Consider the following 22,678-nt stretch of genomic DNA (forward strand, 5'->3'; position numbering starts at 1 on the left):
ATGCCTCGTAAGGGCCCCGCCCCGAAGCGCCCGGTCATCATCGACCCGGTCTATGGTTCTCCTCTGGTGACGTCGCTCATCAACAAGCTGCTGCTCAACGGCAAGCGTTCCACCGCTGAGCGGATCGTCTACGGCGCCATGGAAGGTCTTCGCGAGAAGACCGGTGCCGACCCCGTCATCACCCTGAAGCGCGCGCTTGAGAACGTCAAGCCCTCGCTTGAGGTCAAGTCTCGCCGTGTTGGTGGCGCCACCTACCAGGTGCCGATCGAGGTCAAGCCCGGTCGTGCGGGCACCCTCGCGCTCCGCTGGGTCGTGGGTTACTCCCGCGCCCGCCGCGAGAAGACCATGACCGAGCGCCTCATGAACGAACTGCTCGACGCCTCGAACGGCCTCGGCGCTTCGGTCAAGAAGCGTGAGGACACCCACAAGATGGCCGAGTCCAACAAGGCCTTCGCGCACTACCGCTGGTAGTCGCTACCCACATCGAGACCGAGAGAAGACTGAGCCATATGGCCACCACTTCGCTTGACCTGGCCAAGGTCCGCAATATCGGGATCATGGCCCACATCGACGCGGGCAAGACGACGACCACCGAGCGCATCCTGTTCTACACCGGTGTGAGCTACAAGATCGGTGAGGTCCACGACGGCGCTGCCACGATGGACTGGATGGAGCAGGAGCAGGAGCGCGGCATCACGATCACGTCTGCCGCGACGACCTGCCACTGGCCGCTCGAAGATGTTGACCACACGATCAACATCATCGACACCCCGGGTCACGTCGACTTCACCGTCGAGGTGGAGCGTTCGCTCCGCGTCCTCGACGGCGCTGTCACCGTGTTCGACGGTGTCGCGGGCGTCGAGCCCCAGTCCGAGACTGTCTGGCGTCAGGCGGACCGCTACGGCGTGCCGCGTATCTGCTTCGTCAACAAGCTCGACCGCACCGGTGCCGAGTTCCACCGCTGTGTCGACATGATCAGCGACCGCCTGGGCGCGGTGCCGATCGTGATGCAGCTCCCCATCGGCGCCGAGATGGACTTCAAGGGTGTCGTTGACCTCGTCACCATGAAGGCGTTCGTCTGGTCCGCCGAGGCGACCAAGGGTGAGATGTACGACGTCGTCGACATCCCGGCCACGCACACCGAGGCTGCCGAGGAGTACCGCGGCAAGCTGCTGGAGACCGTCGCCGAGAACGACGAAGAGCTGATGGAGCTGTACCTGGAGGGCCAGGAGCCCACCGAGGAGCAGCTCTACGCCGCGATCCGTCGTATCACCATCGCCTCCGGCAAGTCCGACGGCGTGACGATCACCCCCGTGTTCTGCGGTACCGCGTTCAAGAACAAGGGCGTCCAGCCCCTGCTCGACGCGGTCGTGCGTTACCTCCCCTCCCCCCTGGACGTCGAGGCCATCGAGGGCCACGACGTCAAGGACCCGGAGGTCGTGGTCACGCGTCGCCCCTCGGACGACGAGCCGCTGTCGGCGCTCGCGTTCAAGATCGCGAGCGACCCGCACCTGGGCAAGCTGACCTTCATCCGGATCTACTCCGGTCGTCTGGACGCCGGCACCGCGGTGCTGAACTCCGTGAAGGGACGCAAGGAGCGCATCGGCAAGATCTACCGTATGCACGCGAACAAGCGTGAGGAGATCGCGTCGGTGGGCGCCGGTGACATCGTCGCCGTCATGGGCCTCAAGCAGACCACCACCGGTGAGACGCTGAGCGACGAGAAGAACCCGGTGATCCTGGAGTCCATGGACTTCCCGGCGCCGGTCATTCAGGTCGCGATCGAGCCCAAGTCCAAGGGTGACCAGGAGAAGCTGGGTGTAGCCATCCAGCGTCTCGCGGAGGAGGACCCCTCCTTCCAGGTGCACACCAACGAGGAGACCGGCCAGACCATCATCGGTGGTATGGGCGAGCTTCACCTTGAGGTGCTGGTCGACCGGATGCGCCGTGAGTTCCGCGTCGAGGCCAATGTCGGCAAGCCGCAGGTCGCGTACCGTGAGACGATCCGCAAGGCCGTCGACCGCGTGGACTACACCCACAAGAAGCAGACCGGTGGTACCGGTCAGTTCGCGAAGGTGCAGATCGCGATCGAGCCCATCGAGGGCGGCGACACGGCCTACGAGTTCGTGAACAAGGTCACCGGTGGCCGCATCCCCAAGGAGTACATCCCCTCGGTGGACGCGGGCGCGCAGGAGGCCATGCAGTTCGGCATCCTGGCCGGCTACGAGATGACGGGCGTCCGTCTGACGCTCCTCGACGGTGGCTACCACGAGGTCGACTCCTCCGAGCTCGCCTTCAAGATCGCCGGTTCGCAGGCGTTCAAGGAGGCCGCTCGCAAGGCGAGCCCCGTGCTTCTTGAGCCGATGATGGCCGTCGAGGTCACCACGCCCGAGGACTACATGGGCGATGTCATCGGTGACATCAACTCCCGCCGTGGCCAGATCCAGGCCATGGAGGAGCGGGCCGGTGCCCGGGTCGTCAAGGGCCTGGTGCCGCTCTCGGAGATGTTCGGCTACGTCGGAGACCTCCGCAGCAAGACCTCGGGTCGCGCAAGCTACTCGATGCAGTTCGACTCCTACGCCGAGGTTCCCCGGAACGTCGCCGAGGAGATCATCGCGAAGGCCAAGGGCGAGTAACTCACCCGAGTACACGCTTTAGGCTTGTCACCGGAGCCCGCTGGGGCATTCCACTCGTATACGGATGGAATGCCCCGGGGCACCGGCATCCCAGCAAAGATCACCTGGCGCCGATGAGTAAGGCGTACCAGAACCACTCCCAGGAGGACCCCAGTGGCGAAGGCGAAGTTCGAGCGGACTAAGCCGCACGTCAACATCGGCACCATCGGTCACATTGACCACGGTAAGACGACCCTTACGGCCGCCATTACCAAGGTGCTGCACGACGCGTACCCGGACATCAACGAGGCCTCGGCCTTCGACCAGATCGACAAGGCTCCCGAGGAGCGCCAGCGCGGTATCACCATCTCGATCGCGCACGTCGAGTACCAGACGGAGTCGCGTCACTACGCGCACGTCGACTGCCCTGGTCACGCTGACTACATCAAGAACATGATCACGGGTGCGGCGCAGATGGACGGCGCCATCCTCGTGGTCGCGGCCACCGACGGCCCGATGCCGCAGACCAAGGAGCACGTGCTCCTGGCCCGCCAGGTCGGCGTTCCGTACATCGTCGTCGCCCTGAACAAGGCCGACATGGTGGACGACGAGGAGATCCTGGAGCTCGTCGAGCTCGAGGTTCGTGAGCTCCTCTCCGAGTACGAGTTCCCGGGCGACGACCTGCCGGTCGTCAAGGTCTCGGCGCTCAAGGCTCTTGAGGGCGATGAGGAGTGGGGCAAGTCTGTCCTGAACCTCATGAAGGCCGTGGATGAGTCCATCCCGCAGCCCGAGCGTGACGTCGACAAGCCGTTCCTGATGCCGATCGAGGACGTTTTCACGATCACCGGTCGTGGCACCGTCGTCACCGGCCGTATCGAGCGTGGTGTCCTCAAGGTCAACGAGACCGTCGACATCGTCGGTATCAAGACCGAGAAGACCACCACCACGGTCACCGGCATCGAGATGTTCCGCAAGCTGCTCGACGAGGGCCAGGCCGGTGAGAACGTCGGTCTGCTCCTCCGTGGCATCAAGCGCGAGGACGTCGAGCGCGGCCAGGTCATCATCAAGCCCGGTTCGGTCACGCCGCACACCGAGTTCGAGGCCCAGGCGTACATCCTGTCGAAGGACGAGGGTGGCCGTCACACCCCGTTCTTCAACAACTACCGCCCGCAGTTCTACTTCCGTACCACGGACGTGACCGGCGTGGTGACCCTCCCCGAGGGCACCGAGATGGTCATGCCGGGTGACAACACCGTCATGACGGTGAACCTCATCCAGCCCGTCGCCATGGAAGAGGGCCTGAAGTTCGCCATCCGTGAGGGTGGCCGGACCGTGGGCGCCGGCCAGGTCACCAAGATCGTCAAGTAACTCTGACGGTTCGACCTGGTAGCTCCTGACGAGCACCATGGGAGAGGCCCCGCACCGATCGGTGCGGGGCCTCTTCGCTGTCTCCGAGCAATTGGGGCGGTACGGTCCTCAGACCGTCCGGGCGCCCCCCGGCGGGGGGGCCTCAGACCGTACGGGCGCCCGGCCGCCAGAGCCACGGGTGCGCGTCCACGCCCATCCCGACCACGGTCACGCCCCGCCCGTCCAGCAGCGGTGTGGGGGAGTCCAGCGACTCGGCCCCCTCGGTGCGGACCGCCAGCCGGCCCGGCGTTCGCAGGCGGAACCGGCCCCGCGGGTCCCGCCCGAGCAACAGGGACCCGTTCTTCAGGGCGGCGGCGGAGAGCGGCCCGTACCCCGCCAGCTCGGTTCGCTCCGGGGCGGTGCCGTCCGGCCGTACGGAGACGATCGCGTCGGACGCCGGCGCCCGGTAGTGGATCCGTACCCCGCCGTCCGGCGTCGCGACCGCCGCGATCGGTCCACCGGGCACCGGGCTCCGGTCCTCCCGGCGGAAGACGAGGTCCCCACCGCCGGGGGCGGTCTGCGACCAGTGGTGCGCGGTCTCCCGGCCCGCCGCGAAGACATGGACCCGGCCGCGGCCGTCCACGATCGCCGACAGACCGTCCTGGATGTCCCCGCCGCCGAGGTCCCGCCAGTCGTCCCAGGTGCCGTCCGTGGACCGGATCCGGGTGCTGAGCCGTTTCGCCGCGTTCCGTACGAAGAGGTGCACCCGGCCGTCGGGGGCGGTCACCGCGACCGGCACACCGATACGCCGACCCCGGTCGTCGTCGTGCTCCGGGTTGCCGAGGCCGTGCCAGGCCAGGAACCCGGCGCCGGGGGCACGCTGCTCCAGCAGCACGATCTCCCGGCGATTGCCGGCCCGGCGGCCCCCGAGGGCGGCGAACCGCAGCCCGAACAGCAACTGCCGGCCGTCCCCCAGGGTGGCCGAGCCCAGTACGGGCGCGAGCGGCCCGCCGCCCAGGTCGTCCGGCGGGCTCCAGCCGCCGGCCGGGCGCTCCCGCCAGCGGACCGCGCGCATCCCGAGCACCCCGTACGCCACCAGCCGTCCGTCGGGGCCGGTGGTCACGGCGGGTCGGGGACCCGGATAGCGGTGGTGGGTGGCGCGCACCCACCCCTTCTTGTTGGTGAGCGGCCGGACGCCGCCGACGCTGTAGTCGCCGCAGCCGGAGTCGTTGCCGCACTGCCAGGCGGGGTCGCCACCGTACGGGACGAGATGGCCGGCCTTCTCCCGTACGGTCGCGGGGGGCAGGTTCTTCGGCCAGTGCCGGTTGTAGTAGCCCCGGAACGCAGTGGCGACGAAGGCGGGCACCGCGCCGCCGTCCCTGGTCGCGTCGGCGACCCAGCGGATCATCGCGGCCCAACTGAAGCAGGCGACGGCGGTGTGGTCGGCGTGGTCCGAGTAGCCGGGCTGTTCGGAGTCCTTCTTGCGGGTGGCCTCGTCGCTGTGCTGGATGTCGGGGTCCGGGTCCAGGGTCTGGACGACGGTGGGCCGGTACTGCTCCAGGAGCCCGGCGACGACGTCGATGAGTCCCTCGTAGTCGTACGACACGCTCTGCCGCAGCGGTGAATCCGTGGCGATGACGGTCCGCACGTCGAGGTGGCGGTCCTGCCACAGGGCGGGCAGCGCCATCCAGCGGCGGTGGGTGTGCATCGGCAGATTGAGGAAGATCAGCTCAACCCTGCGGTGACCATTGGTGAGGGTGTTGATCTCGGCGAGGCGGTCTCCCCGGAGCGAGGCGACACCCCGGCTCCAGGGGGTGAACTTGTCCAGCCCGATGAGGGTCGCGTACGCCTGCCGGAGGCCCTGGTGCCGGGCGGAGGAGTATCCGGGGCGGTCGGCGTGGGTGCCGGGGCGGCCCGGTATGTGGTTCTTGCCGTTGTGCTCGCCCGCGGAGACATAGACACAGACCAGGGGGGTTCCGGAGTCCAGCATCCGCCGGGTGTCCGGGTTCATGAAGTACAGGTCGTCGTCGGGGTGGGCGAGTATCTGCATCAGCTGGGCCCGGCGCGAACCGGTGATGGGCATCCCCGGCGCCGGGTCGGCGGCCGGTACGGACCGGGTCGGCTCGGGGAGCGAGCAGCCGCCGATGACCGCGGCGCCGATGGTCGCGCCGAGGGCGGATATCGCGGCCAGCATGGAGCGGCGGCGGGGGCGGCGGCGTCCGCCGAGCGGAGTGTGGGTGTGCCCGGCCGCGCCGGGGCCGGCCGGTATCCGGGCAGGGCCGAGTCCGTCGTTCACGTGGGTGGGTGCTCCGTCCGCTTCCCCCCGCAGCGGGGCGGGCGGATGTTCGCCGGCCGGGCGCGGTGCTGAGTGATGAGCGCGAACGGGGTGGTCAGTCCCGTTCGCGCTCATCTAGACGGATAATCCGCGCCGAGGGTTGCCTGTGGGCGGGCGGTGAGCCCCGATCTCTCCGGAAGGAGAGCCCAGGGCGCCGTCAGCCGAAGAGCCGGGCGCGCAGGGTGCTGATCTGCTGTTCGGTGGCGACCAGGTCCAGGGTGTCGAAGGACAGGTCCCAGTCGGTGACGCCGGAGCGGTCGCGGGTGAGGCGTTCGACGATCCCGTAGGTCACGCGCCGCCGCTCGGGGCCGACCACGGCCGTGCCGGACCACTCCCGGTAGGTGGTGGGGCCGCGCCGCACGGTGTGGCCGGGCGCCAGCTCGGCGCCGTGCAGTTCGCCGAAGAACCGGTCGAGGTAGGCGCGGGCCGCGGTCCGGCCCTTGAGCGGGGCGGTCAGCCCTGGACCGGTGAGCCGGACCCGCTCGCCCACGGTCGCGACCAGCGCGTCCGTGTCCCGGTCGTTCCAGGCCCGCTGCCGCTCCCGGATGCCGTCGCCCGGCCGCGAGGCGGTTCCGCTCGCCGGCTCCTCCGCTGCCGTGGCGGTGCCGCCGATCCCCGCGAACAGATCGCGCAGTCCGGGGTCGAGGGGGCGGAACAGCTCGGTCTGGTCCCAGAAGCGGTGACCGCGCTCGACCCGATCGCCCCGCAGCACCAGCCGGTGGGTGGTGAGGTAGTCGACCTTCGTGGCGCGGCCGTCCACCGTGACCGTGCCGGTGTTGCGGGCCTTGACGAAGACGACACGGCCGTCCGGCGACGCGGTCGCCGAGAACGGGTCGAAGCGGTAGTCGGGGACCACGGTGAGGACGCGTTCGATCTGCTTCCGGATGGCCTCATGGCCGATCGGGGCGGCGAGACCGGTGTCCATCAGGGTGCCGTCCGGTGTGAACAGGTCCATGTACGCGCAGACGGTCGGCGCGGCTCCCCACGCCCGGTACGCCGCCATGAACGCGGCGGCCGACGGCGGCAGCGCCTCCCGCACGGGTGCCGGAGCCCCGGCCCGTGGCGGGCAGTCGGGCGGGGTGGTGGTGGCCGCGGCCTGGCCCGATCCGATGGGCAGCAGGACGGCGGCGGTCGCGAGGACGACCAGGGAACGGCTGAACGGCATGGGGATACTCCGGTGTCGTCGGACACGGTCCCGTACGAACCCACGGGACCGCTGGGGTAGTTGGGGCTGTTGGTGCGCCCCGATCCGGAGTCTTTCCAACGCCGCCGCCGATGGCGATGACGTCGGAGGTAATGCCGCCCGAGCCGCGAGCCGTCCCCGCCTGGACCCGGCCGTGCCCCCGCACCGGACGCCGACGTTCGGCGTCCGGTGCGGGGGTGATGACCGTACGGGTCCTGGGCGGGAGGCCGGTCCGCCCGGGGCCCCCGCCCGTCGCGCGTGCGGCTCGACGGGACGGGCGGGGGTACGGCACTACTTTCGCGACCCTCCCTAGATGACCTTGGTGGCGACCCAGGTGTCCAGCTCGTACCGGGCGCCGATCACGCCCAGCGTGCCCGCGGTCACCCGCGAGGAGATCCCCGGCTCCACCAGGATCTCGTCCCGTATGTGGCGGATGTTCGCGTCTATCGTCGCGTTCAACCGGTTCGGGGTACTGGGCGGCGGGACGACCGGGACGATCTTGTTGACGAGCGTCTTGATACGGGCCGACAACGGATACGCCGGGTTGTCACGGAGCGAGATGGCCGCCGAGGCCGCGCCGCAATTCTGGTGCCCCAGCACGACCACGAGCTTCACATGCAGGTGCTCCACGGCATAAAGAATGCTGCCCCACACCGCGCTGTCCAGGACCTGTCCGGCGGTCCGGGCGACGGCCAGATCGCCGAGGCCCTGGTCGAATATCAGCTCAGGCGGTACGCGTGAGTCGATACAGCTCACGATCATCGCCCAGGGGGCCTGGCTGGTCGCCAGGCTCGTCCGGGTCCCCGCGTCCTCGCGGTTGTGCTCCTGTGCGTTGAGCATCCACCGGGCATTGGTACGGAACAGTTCGAATTCCGCCGCGGCCGGGGTAGCCGGCGGTGGGGTGCCTGGTGGGCGCCGGACCCCCGGGGGTGTGAGGGCTGCGGCCGGTACGGCTCCGATGGTCATTCCCGCACCGGCGACCAATCCGCCCACGGCGGCGGTCCGGATAAGGGTGCGCCTACTCGACCCCGTCTCCGAATTTGCGATTGCTTTGGATCCCGTTGACTCTTTGCTGGCTTCCCTTTTCATAATTCGGGACTGTAGGCCCGATGCATTCAAGCGGGTAAGCGAATAATCACGCCAAAGCGATTTGTGACTTATAAGTTGATTAAATGGTTTTGGTGAATCGTCTGTCCGTTCGGCATCATCCGCCCCACGGGTGTCCCCCCGCCCGCCGCCCGGCCGCGGGGCCTCGACTGCCCCGGCTTTCCGTCCGTGAAGATCGAATGATCGGTCGTCGCAGTTGGGTGCCGGTGGGGGATGGCGTTCGAAGTTCCGGCGCGGGGTGTTCGACGGTACTGATCCACCCTTGTCATATGACAAGAAGCCGAATGGTGGCGGCAGGCGGACCCCAAGGTCATTTGCGCGGCCGAAAAGTATCTGATTGATTTCTGGAATGTCGGTTCGGCAGGTATTCGCGCACCCATACCGACCGGTCCGACCAGGTGTTTCCTGCCATCAAAGGGCCTGATGTGATTTCACGGCGTGCGAGGGGTGGGGCTTGAAGTCACCCCACAACGGTCGCCGCGCGCCCCGCCGCGACCCGCGTCGATACAGCGGCGGGCGCGTGCCCGCCGCCGTATCGACGCGTTCGGGTGTGGGGTCCGGCCGGGGGAGGGGCGGGGGCGGTGTGGTGGATCCGCCGCCGGCCGTGGTCATCCGCTTCGGCCTACGTGACCTGGGGTACTCTCTACGGCTCGATTGGCCAGTACGTGCCCCGGTATGGCAGACTAACCGGGTTGCTCGGTTGAGTGCCAATGCTGCGCGCCTCCCGCCGGGAGGACCGGAAGCGAGTCCCACAGTACTCGTCGACCCCACGCGGGTCGGACGTACGGGAATCTTCCGGGAAGTGTCAGTGGGGTACCAGCCAGGCACTCGGTGGGTGTTCTACCCCCGACGCGCGGCTCAGGCCCGCACCCCCTTGGTTGGGAAATCCTTCGGGATATCTGCGTAGAGGGAGTGCGACACGCCCGACCGCGTGGGTCGGAGGAGATCGAAGTTGCCCATCCGGGTACCAGAGCGTTTTCACTAGAGACAGGACTACTAGGTAGCCATGGCGGGACAGAAGATCCGCATCCGGCTCAAGGCCTACGACCACGAGGTCATCGACTCTTCGGCGAAGAAGATCGTCGAGACGGTGACTCGCACTGGTGCGTCGGTCGCGGGCCCGGTGCCGCTGCCCACTGAGAAGAACGTGTACTGCGTCATCAAGTCGCCGCACAAGTACAAGGACTCGCGCGAGCACTTCGAGATGCGCACGCACAAGCGCCTGATCGACATTCTCGACCCGACGCCCAAGACCGTTGACTCGCTGATGCGCCTGGACCTTCCGGCCGGCGTTGACATCGAGATCAAGCTCTGAGAGGCGCGGAAGAGATGGCAAAGCAGATCAAGGGCGTCCTGGGCGAGAAGCTCGGCATGACCCAGGTCTGGGACGAGAACAACCGTGTCGTCCCGGTCACCGTGGTCAAGGCCGGGCCCTGTGTTGTCACCCAGGTCCGTAAGAACGACATCGACGGCTACGAGTCGGTCCAGATCGCCTTCGGCGAGATCGACCCTCGCAAGGTGAACAAGCCCCTCAAGGGTCACTTCGCCAAGGCCGACGTGACCCCGCGCCGCCACCTGGTGGAGCTCCGTACCTCCGACGCCAGCGAGTACACGCTCGGCCAGGAGATCACTGCCGAGGTGTTCGAGTCCGGCGTCAAGGTTGACGTCACGGGCAAGAGCAAGGGCAAGGGCTTCGCCGGTGTCATGAAGCGTCACAACTTCAAGGGCCTCGGCGCCGGTCACGGCACCCAGCGCAAGCACCGCTCCCCCGGCTCCATCGGTGGCTGTGCCACCCCGGGCCGTGTGTTCAAGGGCATGCGCATGGCGGGCCGTATGGGCAATGAGCGGGTCACCACCCAGAACCTGACCATCCACGCCGTTGACGCGGAGAAGGGCCTGCTGCTCATCAAGGGCGCGGTTCCCGGTCCCAACGGTGGCCTGGTCCTGGTCCGCACTGCGGCCAAGGGGGCCTGAGGACTATGAGCACCATTGACATTCTGTCGCCCGCAGGCGACAAGACCGGGACCGTAGAGCTCCCGGCCGAGATCTTCGACGCCAAGGTCAGCATCCCGCTGATCCACCAGGTCGTCGTCGCGCAGCTGGCCGCTGCCCGTCAGGGCACGCACAAGACCAAGACGCGTGGCGAGGTCCGTGGTGGTGGCAAGAAGCCGTACCGCCAGAAGGGCACCGGCCGCGCCCGTCAGGGTTCGACCCGCGCCCCGCAGTTCGCCGGCGGTGGCGTTGTCCACGGCCCGCAGCCGCGTGACTACTCGCAGCGGACGCCCAAGAAGATGAAGGCCGCCGCCCTGCGCGGTGCCCTCACCGACCGGGCCCGCAACTCCCGCATCCACGTCGTCACCGGCGTGGTCGAGGGTGGCATCTCCACCAAGGCCGCCAAGACGCTGATCGGCAAGATCTCGGAGCGCAAGAACACGCTCCTGATCGTCGACCGCGCCGACGAGGCCGCGTGGCTGTCCGCCCGCAACCTGCCCCAGGTGCACATCCTGGAGCCGGGCCAGCTGAACACGTACGACGTGATCCGTTCCGAGGATGTGGTCTTCACTCAGGCCGCCTTCGAGTCCTTCGTGTCTGGCCCCAAGGCCGCTGAGACCGAAGGGAGCGACGCCTGATGTCCGAGACTGAGACCGTCACGGCCACCGTTACCAGCAAGACCTACTCGGACCCGCGTGACATCCTCGTCAAGCCGGTCGTATCCGAGAAGAGCTACGCGCTGCTGGACGAGAACAAGTACACGTTCATCGTCGACCCGCGTGCCAACAAGACCCAGATCAGGCAGGCCGTCGAGGCGGTCTTCTCGGTCAAGGTCACCGGGGTCAACACGATCAACCGGCAGGGCAAGCGCAAGCGCACCCGCACCGGTTTCGGCAAGCGCGCCAACACCAAGCGCGCCATCGTGACCCTTGCCGAGGGCAACCGTATCGACATCTTCGGCGGCCCGACCGCCTAACGGCGGTCGAGTCGTCCGGAATCGGACGAGGACTGAGAAATGGGTATCCGCAAGTACAAGCCGACGACCCCGGGCCGTCGTGGCTCCAGCGTCGCCGACTTTGTCGAGATCACGCGGTCCACGCCGGAGAAGTCGCTGGTCCGCCCTCTGCACAGCAAGGGTGGCCGTAACAACACCGGTCGTGTGACCGTCCGTCACCAGGGCGGTGGCCACAAGCGCGCCTACCGCGTGATCGACTTCCGTCGTCACGACAAGGACGGCGTGCCGGCCAAGGTCGCTCACATCGAGTACGACCCGAACCGCACCGCGCGTATCGCGCTGCTGCACTACGCCGACGGCGAGAAGCGCTACATCATCGCCCCGCGCAACCTGTCGCAGGGCGACCGTGTCGAGAACGGTCCGGCCGCCGACATCAAGCCCGGTAACAACCTGGCGCTGCGCAACATCCCGGTCGGTACGACCATCCACGCCATCGAGCTGCGGCCCGGCGGCGGCGCGAAGTTCGCCCGCTCCGCGGGTGCCTCCGTGCAGCTGCTGGCGAAGGAGGGCACGATGGCCCACCTTCGTATGCCGTCCGGTGAGATCCGGCTGGTCGACGTCCGCTGCCGCGCCACCATCGGCGAGGTCGGCAACGCCGAGCAGTCGAACATCAACTGGGGCAAGGCCGGCCGCCTGCGCTGGAAGGGCGTTCGCCCGACCGTCCGCGGTGTCGCGATGAACCCGGTCGACCACCCGCACGGTGGTGGTGAGGGCAAGACCTCCGGTGGTCGCCACCCGGTCAGCCCGTGGGGTCAGAAGGAGGGTCGTACTCGTTCTCCCAAGAAGGCGAGCAGCAAGTACATCGTCCGCCGCCGCAAGACGAACAAGAAGCGCTAGGAGCGGGTTTAGATGCCGCGCAGTCTCAAGAAGGGGCCCTTCGTCGACGACCACCTGATCAAGAAGGTGGACGTACAGAACGAAGCAGGCACCAAGAACGTCATCAAGACCTGGTCCCGTCGCTCGATGATCGTCCCGGCCATGCTGGGCCACACGATCGCGGTGCACAACGGCAAGATCCACGTCCCGGTGTTCGTCACCGAGTCGATGGTCGGCCACAAGCTCGGCGAGTTCTCGCCGACTCGCACCTTCCGCGGCCATGTCAAGGACGACCGGAAGTCGAAGCGCCGCTAGCAGCGGGGTGGTAACGACTATGACTTACACCGAAGGGACAACCATGGAAGCCAGGGCCCAGGCGCGGTACATCCGCGTCACGCCCATGAAGGCCCGCCGCGTGGTGGACCTCATCCGTGGCATGGATGCCACGGAGGCTCAGGCGGTCCTGCGTTTCGCCCCGCAGGCCGCGAGCGTGCCGGTCGGCAAGGTGCTGGACAGCGCCATTGCCAACGCCGCGCACAACTATGACCACAGTGACGCCAATTCGCTGTTCATCAGCGAGGCGTACGTGGACGAGGGTCCGACCCTGAAGCGGTTCCGGCCGCGCGCCCAGGGCCGGGCCTACCGGATCCGTAAGCGGACCAGCCACATCACCGTGGTCCTCAGCAGCAAGGAAGGAACCCGGTAATGGGCCAGAAGGTTAACCCGCATGGGTTCCGGCTCGGCATCACCACGGACTTCAAGTCCCGTTGGTACGCCGACAAGCTGTACAAGGACTACGTCAAGGAAGACGTCGCCATCCGTCGGATGATGACGTCCGGCATGGAGCGCGCCGGCATCTCGAAGGTTGAGATCGAGCGCACCCGTGACCGTGTGCGGGTGGACATCCACACCGCGCGTCCGGGCATCGTCATCGGCCGCCGTGGCGCCGAGGCCGACCGCATCCGCGGCGACCTCGAGAAGCTCACGGGCAAGCAGGTCCAGCTGAACATCCTCGAGGTCAAGAACCCCGAGGTTGACGCTCAGCTGGTGGCGCAGGCCGTTGCCGAGCAGCTGTCCTCCCGCGTCTCCTTCCGTCGCGCCATGCGTAAGAGCATGCAGTCGGCGATGAAGGCCGGCGCCAAGGGCATCAAGATCCAGTGTGGTGGCCGTCTCGGCGGCGCCGAGATGTCCCGCTCGGAGTTCTACCGCGAGGGTCGTGTGCCGCTGCACACGCTCCGTGCGAACGTCGAGTACGGCTTCTTCGAGGCCAAGACGACCTTCGGCCGCATCGGCGTGAAGGTCTGGATCTACAAGGGCGATGTCAAGAACATCGCCGAGGTCCGCGCCGAGAACGCCGCTGCCCGTGCCGGCAACCGCCCGGCCCGTGGCGGCGCCGACCGTCCGGCCGGCCGTGGTGGCCGCGGTGGCGGCGAGCGTGGCGGTCGCGGTCGCAAGCCGCAGCAGAACGCCGCTGCCGAGGCCCCCAAGGCCGACGCCGCTGCCGCTGCTCCGGCTGAGAGCACCGGAACGGAGGCCTGACCGACATGCTGATCCCCCGTAGGGTCAAGCACCGCAAGCAGCACCACCCCAAGCGCAGCGGTATGTCCAAGGGTGGTACTCAGGTTGCGTTCGGCGAGTACGGCATTCAGGCCCTCACGCCGGCATACGTGACCAACCGCCAGATCGAGGCGGCCCGTATCGCGATGACCCGCCACATCAAGCGTGGCGGCAAGGTCTGGATCAACATTTACCCGGACCGTCCGCTCACCAAGAAGCCTGCCGAGACCCGCATGGGTTCCGGTAAGGGTTCCCCCGAGTGGTGGATCGCGAACGTCAAGCCCGGTCGGGTTATGTTCGAGTTGTCCTACCCGAACGAGAAGATTGCTCGTGAGGCGCTCACCCGCGCTGCTCACAAGCTTCCGATGAAGTGCCGCATCGTTCGGCGCGAGGCAGGTGAGGCGTGATGTCGGCCGGAACCAAGGCGTCCGAGCTGCGCGAGCTGGGCAGCGAGGAGCTTGTCGACAAGCTCCGCGAGGCCAAGGAAGAGCTGTTCAACCTCCGCTTCCAGGCGGCGACCGGACAGCTTGAGAACCACGGCCGGCTCAAGGCCGTCCGTAAGGACATCGCGCGGATCTACACCCTGATGCGTGAGCGCGAGCTGGGCATCGAGACGGTGGAGAGCGCCTGATGAGCGAGAACAACGTGACCGAGAGCAACGACGCGCGCGGTTTCCGCAAGACCCGTGAGGGTCTCGTCGTCAGCGACAAGATGGACAAGACCGTCGTCGTCGCTGTCGAGGACCGCGTGAAGCACGCGCTGTACGGCAAGGTCATCCGCCGTACGAACAAGCTCAAGGCGCACGATGAGCAGAACGCCGCGGGCGTCGGCGACCGTGTCCTCCTGATGGAGACCCGGCCGCTGTCCGCGACGAAGCGCTGGCGCATCGTCGAAATCCTTGAGAAGGCCAAGTAAGGCGATTCCCGTCAGGGAGTCCCACTAGACACAGCTTGTAGGGGTAACCCTTCAAGTCAGTTCCGCCAGGCTCGGTGGGGACCACACACGTGGTCCCCACCGGGAACCGGCAGACACACAGGAGATAGACGTGATCCAGCAGGAGTCGCGGCTTCGTGTCGCCGACAACACTGGTGCCAAGGAAATCCTTTGCATCCGTGTTCTCGGTGGCTCCGGTCGCCGCTACGCGGGCATCGGCGACGTCATCGTCGCCACCGTCAAGGACGCGATCCCCGGCGGCAACGTGAAGAAGGGTGACGTCATCAAGGCGGTCATCGTTCGCACCGTCAAGGAGCGCCGCCGCCAGGACGGCTCGTACATCCGCTTCGACGAGAACGCCGCCGTCATTCTGAAGAACGACGGCGACCCTCGTGGCACCCGTATCTTCGGCCCGGTGGGCCGTGAGCTGCGCGAGAAGAAGTTCATGAAGATCATCTCGCTCGCGCCGGAGGTGCTGTAAGCATGAAGATCAAGAAGGGTGATCTGGTACAGGTCATCACCGGCAAGGACAAGGGCAAGCAGGGCAAGGTCATCGCGTCCTTCCCCCGTGAGGACCGTGTCCTGGTCGAGGGTGTCAACCGGGTCAAGAAGCACACCAAGGCCGGTCAGACCGCTCGTGGGTCGCAGACCGGTGGCATTGTCACCACCGAGGCCCCGATTCACGTGAGCAACGTTCAGCTCGTCGTGGAGAAGGATGGCAACAAGGTCGTGACTCGCGTCGGTTACCGCTTCGACGACGAGGGCAACAAGATCCGCGTTGCCAAGCGGACGGGTGAGGACATCTGATGGCTACCACCACCACTCCGCGTCTCAAGACGAAGTACCGCGAGGAGATCAAGGGCAAGCTGCTTGAGGAGTTCTCTTACGAGAACGTCATGCAGGTTCCCGGCCTCGTCAAGATCGTGGTCAACATGGGTGTGGGCGACGCCGCCCGCGACTCCAAGCTGATCGACGGTGCCATCAAGGACCTCACCACGATCACCGGTCAGAAGCCGGCCGTCACCAAGGCCCGCAAGTCCATCGCGCAGTTCAAGCTGCGTGAGGGTCAGCCGATCGGTGCCCACGTCACACTCCGTGGCGACCGCATGTGGGAGTTCCTGGACCGCACCCTGTCGCTCGCGCTTCCGCGCATCCGCGACTTCCGTGGTCTGTCCCCCAAGCAGTTCGACGGGCGTGGCAACTACACCTTCGGTCTCACGGAGCAGGTCATGTTCCACGAGATCGACCAGGACAAGATCGACCGCGTCCGGGGTATGGACATCACCGTGGTTACCACGGCGACCAACGACGCTGAGGGCCGCGCGCTCCTTCGTCACCTCGGCTTCCCGTTCAAGGAGGCGTGAGCCGTGGCGAAGAAGGCTCTCATTGCCAAGGCCGCCCGCAAGCCCAAGTTCGGCGTGCGCGCGTACACGCGCTGCCAGCGTTGCGGTCGTCCCCACTCCGTGTACCGCAAGTTCGGCCTGTGCCGCGTGTGCCTTCGTGAGATGGCTCACCGTGGCGAGCTGCCGGGCGTGACCAAGAGCTCCTGGTAGTCCTTTTCCCGCAGGCCGCCCCCGGGTGGCCCGTGCAGGACCAAGGATTCCCGGAGTCTCTCGGTAAGCAGAGGGTTGGCGGGAGCCCACCCCTCCATGGCGTAGGCTTGGAGGGTTGGGCGCCCGTCGCCCGTACGACTTACTACGCCGTAGGTCCCCGCGCCGCACCCGTCCCGCCCCTGTGTGGGGAGAGGGATGGCGCATACAGGAAACCCCGGCGAGAGAGGCCGAAGGCCAATTCATGACCATGACTGATCCCATCGCAGACATGCTGACGCGTCTGCGTAACGCGAACTCGGCGTACCACGACGACGTCGTGATGCCGCACAGCAAGATCAAGTCGCACATCGCGGAGATCCTCCAGCAGGAGGGCTTCATCACGGGCTGGAAGGTCGAGGACGCCGAGGTCGGCAAGAACCTCGTCCTGGAGCTCAAGTTCGGCCCGAACCGTGAGCGCTCCATTGCGGGCATCAAGCGGATCTCGAAGCCGGGTCTCCGTGTATACGCGAAGTCCACCAACCTGCCCAAGGTTCTCGGTGGCCTCGGCGTGGCGATCATCTCCACGTCGCACGGCCTCCTGACCGGCCAGCAGGCACAGAAGAAGGGCGTGGGTGGGGAAGTCCTCGCCTACGTCTGGTAGTCGGGAACGGAGGAATAGCCAATGTCGCGTATCGGCAAGCTCCCCATTCAGGTTCCCGCTGGTGTGGACGTCACCATCGATGGCCGCACGGTCGCGGTTAAGGGTCCCAAGGGCACCCTTTCCCACACCGTTGCCGCGCCGATCGAGATCGCCAAGGGCGAGGACGGCGTGCTCAACGTCGCCCGTCCCAACGACGAGCGTCAGAACAAGGCCCTCCACGGCCTGTCCCGCACGCTGGTGGCGAACATGATCACCGGCGTGACCCAGGGGTACACGAAGGCGCTCGAAATCAGCGGTGTCGGTTACCGCGTCGCCGCGAAGGGCTCCAACCTGGAGTTCCAGCTCGGTTACAGCCACTCGATCCTGGTGGAGGCGCCCGAGGGCATCTCCTTCAAGGTCGAGTCGCCGACCAAGTTCTCGGTCGAGGGCATCGACAAGCAGAAGGTCGGCGAAGTCGCCGCTAACATCCGCAAGCTGCGGAAGCCCGACCCGTACAAGGCCAAGGGCGTCAAGTACGCGGGCGAGGTCATCCGCCGCAAGGTCGGAAAGGCGGGTAAGTAAGCCATGGCATTCGGAGTGAAGATCGCCAAGGGTGACGCGTACAAGCGCGCCGCCATCAAGCGCCGTCACATTCGCGTCCGCAAGCGGGTCTCCGGCACGCCGGAGCGTCCGCGCCTGGTCGTGACGCGTTCCAACCGCCACATCGTGGCGCAGGTCATCGACGACATCGCGGGCCGCACGCTCGCTTCGGCGTCGACCCTGGACACTTCGATCCGCGGTGGCGAGGGCGACAAGAGCGCCCACGCCCAGCAGGTCGGCGCCCTGGTCGCTGAGCGCGCCAAGGCCGCTGGCGTCGAGGCTGTCGTTTTCGACCGTGGTGGCAACCAGTACGCCGGGCGGATTGCCGCTCTGGCTGACGCCGCCCGTGAGGCCGGGCTGAAGTTCTAGGCCCCGGTTCCGGAGCTAGCGGACGTAACAGAGAGAGGTAATTCCAATGGCTGGACCCCAGCGCCGCGGAAGCGGTGCCGGTGGCGGCGAGCGGCGGGACCGGAAGGGCCGTGACGGCGGCGCAGCTGCTGCCGAGAAGACCGCGTACGTCGAGCGCGTCGTCGCGATCAACCGTGTTGCCAAGGTCGTGAAGGGTGGTCGTCGCTTCAGCTTCACCGCGCTGGTCGTGGTGGGCGATGGTGACGGCACCGTCGGTGTCGGTTACGGCAAGGCCAAGGAGGTGCCGGCCGCCATCGCCAAGGGTGTTGAGGAGGCCAAGAAGGCATTCTTCAAGGTTCCCCGTATCCAGGGCACCATCCCGCACCCCATCCAGGGTGAGAAGGCTGCGGGCGTCGTCCTGCTGAAGCCTGCTTCCCCCGGTACCGGCGTTATCGCCGGTGGCCCGGTGCGCGCCGTTCTGGAGTGCGCCGGCGTTCACGACATCCTGTCGAAGTCGCTCGGCTCCGACAACGCGATCAACATCGTGCACGCGACCGTGGCGGCCCTCAAGGGCCTGCAGCGTCCCGAGGAGATCGCGGCTCGCCGTGGTCTGCCCCTTGAGGACGTCGCCCCCGCGGCTCTGCTGCGGGCACGTGCGGGAGCGGGTGCGTAATGGCCCGCCTCAAGATCACGCAGACGAAGTCGTACATCGGTAGCAAGCAGAACCACCGTGACACGCTGCGTTCGCTGGGCCTCAAGCGGCTCAACGACGTAGTCGTCAAGGATGATCGTCCCGAGTTCCGCGGCATGGTGCACACCGTCCGCCACCTCGTGACGGTTGAGGAGGTCGACTGACATGGCGGAGAACAACCCGCTGAGGGTCCACAACCTCCGTCCTGCCCCGGGCGCCAAGACCGCCAAGACCCGTGTGGGTCGTGGCGAGGCGTCCAAGGGTAAGACCGCTGGTCGTGGAACCAAGGGCACCAAGGCCCGTTACCAGGTTCCGGAGCGCTTCGAGGGCGGGCAGATGCCCCTCCACATGCGTCTCCCGAAGCTCAAGGGCTTCAAGAACCCCTTCCGTACCGAGTACCAGGTGGTCAACCTGGACAGGCTCGCTTCGCTCTACCCCGAGGGTGGCGAAGTCACGGTGGCCGATCTGGTCGCCAAGGGTGCGGTTCGCAAGAACGAGCTCGTCAAGGTCCTGGGCCAGGGCGAGATCTCCGTGGCGCTGCAGGTGACGGTGGACTCCGTCTCCGGCTCTGCCAAGGAGAAGATCACCGCCGCTGGCGGTACCGTCACCGAACTGGTCTGAGACTCGTTCAGTGGCTGAAAGCTGAAACATCCGACCGGGGATGCCCTCTCAAATGGGGCATCCCCGGTTGGTCGTTCCTAGGGGGGCACTGTCGCCGGTAAGGTGGCGTGCACTGTTGCTGTAAAGAAGCGGGGGTTCTGCCCCCGTACCGTACGGCCTGCGTCGATCGGGGCCGTACGGACTTGTCTGATACGTATCCGTCGATCCTCAAGACCGTCACCTCTGACGCAGTAGCGCGGGGGTCGCAGGAGGCACCGTGCTCACCGCGTTCGCCCGGGCGTTCAAGACGCCCGACCTGCGCAAGAAGCTGCTCTTCACGCTCGCCATCATCGTGCTGTACCGGCTTGGGTCGCACATCCCCGTGCCGGGCATCGATTATCAGAACGTACAGATCTGTGTCGAGCAGGCCCAACAGAACAACAACAGCCTGTTCGGCCTGGTGAATATGTTCAGTGGCGGCGCGCTGCTGCAGATCACCATCTTCGCGCTGGGCATCATGCCGTACATCACGGCGAGCATTATTCTTCAGCTGCTGACCGTGGTCATTCCGCGACTGGAGGCCCTCAAGAAGGAGGGTCAGTCCGGAACCGCGAAGATTACGCAGTACACCCGTTATCTGACGGTCGCCCTCGCTGTGCTCCAGGGCACCGGCCTGGTGGCGACGGCTCGAAGTGGTGCCCTGTTCAGCGGCTGCAATGTGGCCAGTCAGATCGTCCCCGACCGTTCGATCTACACGACCGTCGTCATGGTCATCACCATGACCGCGGGTACCGCGGCCGTGATGTGGCTCGGCGAGCTGATCACCGATCGCGGTGTCGGCAACGGCATGTCGATCCTGATGTTCATCTCGATCGCGGCCGGCTTCCCCGGTGCCCTCTGGGCCATCAAGGAGAGCGGCAAGCTCGCCAAGGGCTGGATCGAGTTCGGCACCGTCATTCTGATCGGCTTCGTGATGGTGGCGCTCGTCGTCTTCGTCGAACAGGCCCAGCGCCGTATCCCGGTGCAGTACGCGAAGCGGATGATCGGTCGACGTTCCTACGGCGGTACGTCCACGTACATCCCGCTCAAGGTGAACCAGGCGGGTGTGATTCCGGTCATCTTCGCCTCTTCGCTTCTCTATATCCCGGCGTTGGTGGCACAGTTCTCCAGCGGCACCTCAGGGTGGAAGACCTGGATCGAGGCGTACTTCGTCAAGGGTGACCATCCGTACTACATCACCGCGTACTTCCTGCTGATTGTGTTCTTCGCGTTCTTCTACGTGGCCATCACGTTCAACCCCGAAGAAGTCGCTGACAACATGAAGAAGTATGGTGGCTTCATCCCGGGCATCCGGGCTGGTCGACCTACTGCCGAGTATCTGAGCTACGTGCTCAACAGGATTACTTGGCCGGGCTCGCTGTACCTGGGTCTGATTGCTCTTGTACCGACGATGGCGTTGGCGGGCTTCGGAGGCGCGAACCAGAACTTCCCGTTCGGCGGGACAAGCATCCTCATCATCGTGGGTGTGGGTCTGGAGACCGTGAAGCAGATCGAGAGCCAGCTCCAGCAGCGCAATTACGAAGGGTTCCTCCGCTGATGAGAATCGTCCTCGTCGGACCACCCGGTGCCGGCAAGGGAACGCAAGCCGCGTACCTTGCCGAGAACCTGTCGATCCCGCACATTTCCACGGGCGATCTCTTCCGCGCCAATATCAGCAAAGGCACCGACCTCGGTCGGAAAGCCAAGTCCTTCATGGACGCGGGAGAACTGGTGCCCGATGAGGTCACCATCGGCATGGCCAAGGACCGGATGGAGCGGCCGGACGCCGTCAACGGCTTCCTGCTCGACGGCTTCCCGCGCAACGTCTCGCAGGCCGAGGCGCTCGACGCGATGCTGAAGTCCGAGGGCATGACGCTGGACGCGGTGCTCGACCTGGAGGTCCCCGAGGACGAGGTCGTGAAGCGGATCGCGGGTCGCCGCATCTGCCGCAACGACTCCAGTCACGTCTTCCATGTGACGTACTCACCGCCCGCGAAGGACGGTGTCTGCGACACCTGCGGCGGCGATCTGTACCAGCGCGACGACGACTCCGAGTCGACGGTGCGCAAGCGCCTTGAGGTCTACCACACCCAGACCGAGCCGATCATCGACTACTACCGGTCCCAGGGCCTCGTGGTGACGATCTCGGCGCTGGGCAAGGTCACCGAGGTGACGGAGCGCGCGATGGGCGCCCTGAAGAAGTCCTAGCAGTTCCCAGCAGTACTGAGTGAGCCCGCGAGGGCTGCCGTACGGCCGCGGTGTCCGATGGACACCGCGGCCGTACTGTTGAGCAAGAGGCTCAGCGGCCGTCCGACGCTCCCAGCCGGACGGTGTCGTCGGACGTGACAGAGGTGGAAGGCAAGGCCATGGTGCAGATCAAGACCCCGGAACAGATCGCGAAGATGCGCGAGGCGGGGCTGGTCGTCGCCGCGATCCACGCGGCGACCCGCGAGGCCGCCGTGCCCGGCGCCACCACCAAGGACCTGGACGAGGTCGCCCGCAAGGTGATCGCCGACCACGGAGCCAAGTCGAACTTCCTCGGCTACGGCGGATTCCCCGCCACCATCTGCACCTCGGTCAACGAGGTCGTCGTCCACGGCATCCCGGACGACAAGACCGTCCTCAAGGACGGCGACATCATCTCCGTCGACGCCGGCGCGATCATCGACGGCTGGCACGGCGACGCCGCGTACACCGTCTTCGTCGGTGGCGGTCACGCACCGGAGCTGATCGAACTCTCCCGGGTGACCGAGGAGTCCATGTGGGCCGGTATCGCCGCCATGAAGCTGGGCAACCGGCTGGTGGATGTCTCCCGGGCCATCGAGACCTACATCCGCCGCCAGCCGAAGCCCGGCGGCGGCCGTTACGGGATCATCGAGGACTACGGCGGCCACGGCATCGGCACCGAGATGCACATGGACCCGCATCTGCTGAACTACGTCTCGCGCAAGCGCGGCAAGGGTCCGAAGCTGGTGCCCGGATTCTGTCTGGCGATCGAGCCGATGGTGTCACTGGGTACGCCGAGCACCGAGGTGCTCGCCGACGACTGGACCGTCATCACGACGGACGGCACCTGGTCCTCGCACTGGGAGCACTCGGTGGCGCTGACCGAGGAGGGGCCGCTGGTGCTCACCTCCCCGGACGGCGGCAAGGCGCGGCTGGCCGAGCTGGGCATCACGGCGGCGCCCGACCCGCTCGCCTCCTCCTGAACCGTTCCGTCCCCCGCGCGAGCCGGCCGGCCCTCGTCCGTCGCTGACGGTGCGGGCGCGCTTCACCCCGTGATGGCCTCGGTCGATGTCGTACGGGGGCCTCCGGAGCCGTTTCCGGT

30 protein-coding genes are annotated in these 22,678 nt (G+C 66.7%); 27 read left to right on the plus strand and 3 right to left on the minus strand.

What is annotated here, in order from left to right:
- From rpsG to tuf, 3 genes are all read left to right on the plus strand, one after another.
- Complete coding sequence (gene rpsG / locus ACH4S7_RS07970) at nt 1-471, plus strand: 30S ribosomal protein S7 (protein WP_398520257.1); 471 nt, start codon at nt 1-3, stop codon at nt 469-471.
- A gap of 38 nt (nt 472-509) precedes the next feature.
- Nucleotides 510-2,636, plus strand: coding sequence for an elongation factor G (fusA, locus tag ACH4S7_RS07975; protein ID WP_398520258.1), 2,127 nt, complete (start codon nt 510-512; stop codon nt 2,634-2,636).
- A 153-nt stretch (nt 2,637-2,789) separates the two neighbouring features.
- Nucleotides 2,790-3,983 carry an elongation factor Tu gene (gene tuf / locus ACH4S7_RS07980; RefSeq protein ID WP_398520259.1) on the plus strand — a complete coding sequence of 398 codons (1,194 nt, stop codon included), beginning with the start codon at nt 2,790-2,792 and terminating at the stop codon, nt 3,981-3,983.
- A gap of 142 nt (nt 3,984-4,125) precedes the next feature.
- Here the strand turns inward: tuf and ACH4S7_RS07985 are convergent, their stop codons facing one another.
- The 3 genes from ACH4S7_RS07985 to ACH4S7_RS07995 form a co-directional block, all read right to left on the minus strand.
- A complete protein-coding gene (locus ACH4S7_RS07985; RefSeq protein WP_398520701.1) occupies nt 4,126-6,156 on the minus strand; it encodes a PIG-L family deacetylase in 2,031 nt (676 codons plus the stop codon).
- A gap of 298 nt (nt 6,157-6,454) precedes the next feature.
- On the minus strand, nt 6,455-7,462 hold the full coding sequence (locus tag ACH4S7_RS07990; RefSeq protein ID WP_398520260.1) for a nuclear transport factor 2 family protein: 1,008 nt from the start codon (nt 7,460-7,462) through the stop codon (nt 6,455-6,457).
- Between the two features lie 327 nt (nt 7,463-7,789).
- The gene (locus ACH4S7_RS07995) at nt 7,790-8,320 is read right to left on the minus strand and encodes a carbonic anhydrase (protein WP_398520261.1); all 531 of its coding nucleotides are present in this window, start codon (nt 8,318-8,320) and stop codon (nt 7,790-7,792) included.
- 1,273 nt (nt 8,321-9,593) lie between these two features.
- Between ACH4S7_RS07995 and rpsJ the strand changes: the two genes are divergently transcribed.
- The 24 genes from rpsJ (at nt 9,594) to map (ending at nt 22,559) form a co-directional block, all read left to right on the plus strand.
- The gene (rpsJ, locus tag ACH4S7_RS08000) at nt 9,594-9,902 is read left to right on the plus strand and encodes a 30S ribosomal protein S10 (protein ID WP_003948644.1); all 309 of its coding nucleotides are present in this window, start codon (nt 9,594-9,596) and stop codon (nt 9,900-9,902) included.
- Nucleotides 9,903-9,916: 14 nt separating this feature from the next.
- Nucleotides 9,917-10,561: a 50S ribosomal protein L3 gene (rplC, locus tag ACH4S7_RS08005; RefSeq protein ID WP_398520262.1), complete on the plus strand. Its 645-nt coding sequence runs from the start codon at nt 9,917-9,919 to the stop codon at nt 10,559-10,561.
- A 5-nt stretch (nt 10,562-10,566) separates the two neighbouring features.
- Entirely contained in the window at nt 10,567-11,217 is a 651-nt protein-coding gene (gene rplD, locus ACH4S7_RS08010; protein ID WP_398520263.1) for a 50S ribosomal protein L4, read from the plus strand.
- Entirely contained in the window at nt 11,217-11,555 is a 339-nt protein-coding gene (gene rplW, locus ACH4S7_RS08015; RefSeq protein WP_398520264.1) for a 50S ribosomal protein L23, read from the plus strand. The genes rplD and rplW overlap by 1 nt, the downstream gene beginning before the upstream one ends.
- 39 nt (nt 11,556-11,594) lie before the next feature.
- The gene (gene rplB, locus ACH4S7_RS08020; RefSeq protein WP_398520265.1) at nt 11,595-12,431 is read left to right on the plus strand and encodes a 50S ribosomal protein L2; all 837 of its coding nucleotides are present in this window, start codon (nt 11,595-11,597) and stop codon (nt 12,429-12,431) included.
- Between the two features lie 12 nt (nt 12,432-12,443).
- Entirely contained in the window at nt 12,444-12,725 is a 282-nt protein-coding gene (rpsS, locus tag ACH4S7_RS08025; RefSeq protein WP_030351437.1) for a 30S ribosomal protein S19, read from the plus strand.
- A gap of 43 nt (nt 12,726-12,768) precedes the next feature.
- Nucleotides 12,769-13,116 (plus strand): 50S ribosomal protein L22, encoded by a 348-nt coding sequence (rplV, locus tag ACH4S7_RS08030; RefSeq protein ID WP_398520266.1) that lies wholly within the window; start codon nt 12,769-12,771, stop codon nt 13,114-13,116.
- Nucleotides 13,116-13,949 carry a 30S ribosomal protein S3 gene (gene rpsC, locus ACH4S7_RS08035; protein WP_398520267.1) on the plus strand — a complete coding sequence of 278 codons (834 nt, stop codon included), beginning with the start codon at nt 13,116-13,118 and terminating at the stop codon, nt 13,947-13,949. Before rplV ends, rpsC begins: the two co-directional genes overlap by 1 nt.
- 5 nt (nt 13,950-13,954) lie before the next feature.
- A complete protein-coding gene (gene rplP / locus ACH4S7_RS08040) occupies nt 13,955-14,374 on the plus strand; it encodes a 50S ribosomal protein L16 (RefSeq protein WP_072485538.1) in 420 nt (139 codons plus the stop codon).
- Nucleotides 14,374-14,598 (plus strand): 50S ribosomal protein L29, encoded by a 225-nt coding sequence (gene rpmC, locus ACH4S7_RS08045; protein WP_323449566.1) that lies wholly within the window; start codon nt 14,374-14,376, stop codon nt 14,596-14,598. Before rplP ends, rpmC begins: the two co-directional genes overlap by 1 nt.
- Nucleotides 14,598-14,882 (plus strand): 30S ribosomal protein S17, encoded by a 285-nt coding sequence (gene rpsQ, locus ACH4S7_RS08050; RefSeq protein ID WP_398520268.1) that lies wholly within the window; start codon nt 14,598-14,600, stop codon nt 14,880-14,882. The genes rpmC and rpsQ overlap by 1 nt, the downstream gene beginning before the upstream one ends.
- A 130-nt stretch (nt 14,883-15,012) precedes the next feature.
- Nucleotides 15,013-15,381, plus strand: coding sequence for a 50S ribosomal protein L14 (rplN, locus tag ACH4S7_RS08055; protein WP_023539336.1), 369 nt, complete (start codon nt 15,013-15,015; stop codon nt 15,379-15,381).
- 2 nt (nt 15,382-15,383) lie between these two features.
- The gene (rplX, locus tag ACH4S7_RS08060) at nt 15,384-15,707 is read left to right on the plus strand and encodes a 50S ribosomal protein L24 (RefSeq protein ID WP_398520269.1); all 324 of its coding nucleotides are present in this window, start codon (nt 15,384-15,386) and stop codon (nt 15,705-15,707) included.
- The gene (gene rplE / locus ACH4S7_RS08065) at nt 15,707-16,264 is read left to right on the plus strand and encodes a 50S ribosomal protein L5 (protein ID WP_323449569.1); all 558 of its coding nucleotides are present in this window, start codon (nt 15,707-15,709) and stop codon (nt 16,262-16,264) included. The genes rplX and rplE overlap by 1 nt, the downstream gene beginning before the upstream one ends.
- Before the next feature lie 3 nt (nt 16,265-16,267).
- A complete protein-coding gene (locus ACH4S7_RS08070) occupies nt 16,268-16,453 on the plus strand; it encodes a type Z 30S ribosomal protein S14 (protein WP_003956452.1) in 186 nt (61 codons plus the stop codon).
- Between the two features lie 241 nt (nt 16,454-16,694).
- Complete coding sequence (gene rpsH / locus ACH4S7_RS08075) at nt 16,695-17,093, plus strand: 30S ribosomal protein S8 (protein ID WP_030977958.1); 399 nt, start codon at nt 16,695-16,697, stop codon at nt 17,091-17,093.
- Between the two features lie 21 nt (nt 17,094-17,114).
- Nucleotides 17,115-17,654, plus strand: a complete 540-nt coding sequence (gene rplF, locus ACH4S7_RS08080) for a 50S ribosomal protein L6 (protein ID WP_398520270.1) — start codon at nt 17,115-17,117, stop codon at nt 17,652-17,654.
- Between the two features lie 3 nt (nt 17,655-17,657).
- Entirely contained in the window at nt 17,658-18,041 is a 384-nt protein-coding gene (rplR, locus tag ACH4S7_RS08085) for a 50S ribosomal protein L18 (RefSeq protein WP_398520271.1), read from the plus strand.
- Nucleotides 18,042-18,087: 46 nt separating this feature from the next.
- The gene (gene rpsE / locus ACH4S7_RS08090) at nt 18,088-18,693 is read left to right on the plus strand and encodes a 30S ribosomal protein S5 (protein ID WP_347727994.1); all 606 of its coding nucleotides are present in this window, start codon (nt 18,088-18,090) and stop codon (nt 18,691-18,693) included.
- On the plus strand, nt 18,693-18,875 hold the full coding sequence (gene rpmD / locus ACH4S7_RS08095) for a 50S ribosomal protein L30 (protein ID WP_385309879.1): 183 nt from the start codon (nt 18,693-18,695) through the stop codon (nt 18,873-18,875). Before rpsE ends, rpmD begins: the two co-directional genes overlap by 1 nt.
- Nucleotide 18,876: 1 nt before the next feature.
- Entirely contained in the window at nt 18,877-19,332 is a 456-nt protein-coding gene (gene rplO / locus ACH4S7_RS08100; protein ID WP_398520272.1) for a 50S ribosomal protein L15, read from the plus strand.
- Nucleotides 19,333-19,588: 256 nt separating this feature from the next.
- On the plus strand, nt 19,589-20,908 hold the full coding sequence (gene secY, locus ACH4S7_RS08105; RefSeq protein ID WP_398520273.1) for a preprotein translocase subunit SecY: 1,320 nt from the start codon (nt 19,589-19,591) through the stop codon (nt 20,906-20,908).
- Entirely contained in the window at nt 20,908-21,558 is a 651-nt protein-coding gene (locus ACH4S7_RS08110; protein WP_398520274.1) for an adenylate kinase, read from the plus strand. Before secY ends, ACH4S7_RS08110 begins: the two co-directional genes overlap by 1 nt.
- 158 nt (nt 21,559-21,716) lie before the next feature.
- A complete protein-coding gene (gene map / locus ACH4S7_RS08115; protein WP_398520702.1) occupies nt 21,717-22,559 on the plus strand; it encodes a type I methionyl aminopeptidase in 843 nt (280 codons plus the stop codon).
- The last annotated feature ends 119 nt before the right edge of the window (nt 22,560-22,678 follow it).

Origin of the sequence: Streptomyces sp. NPDC020965 (assembly GCF_044333555.1) — a bacterium.
Lineage (GTDB): Bacteria > Actinomycetota > Actinomycetes > Streptomycetales > Streptomycetaceae > Streptomyces.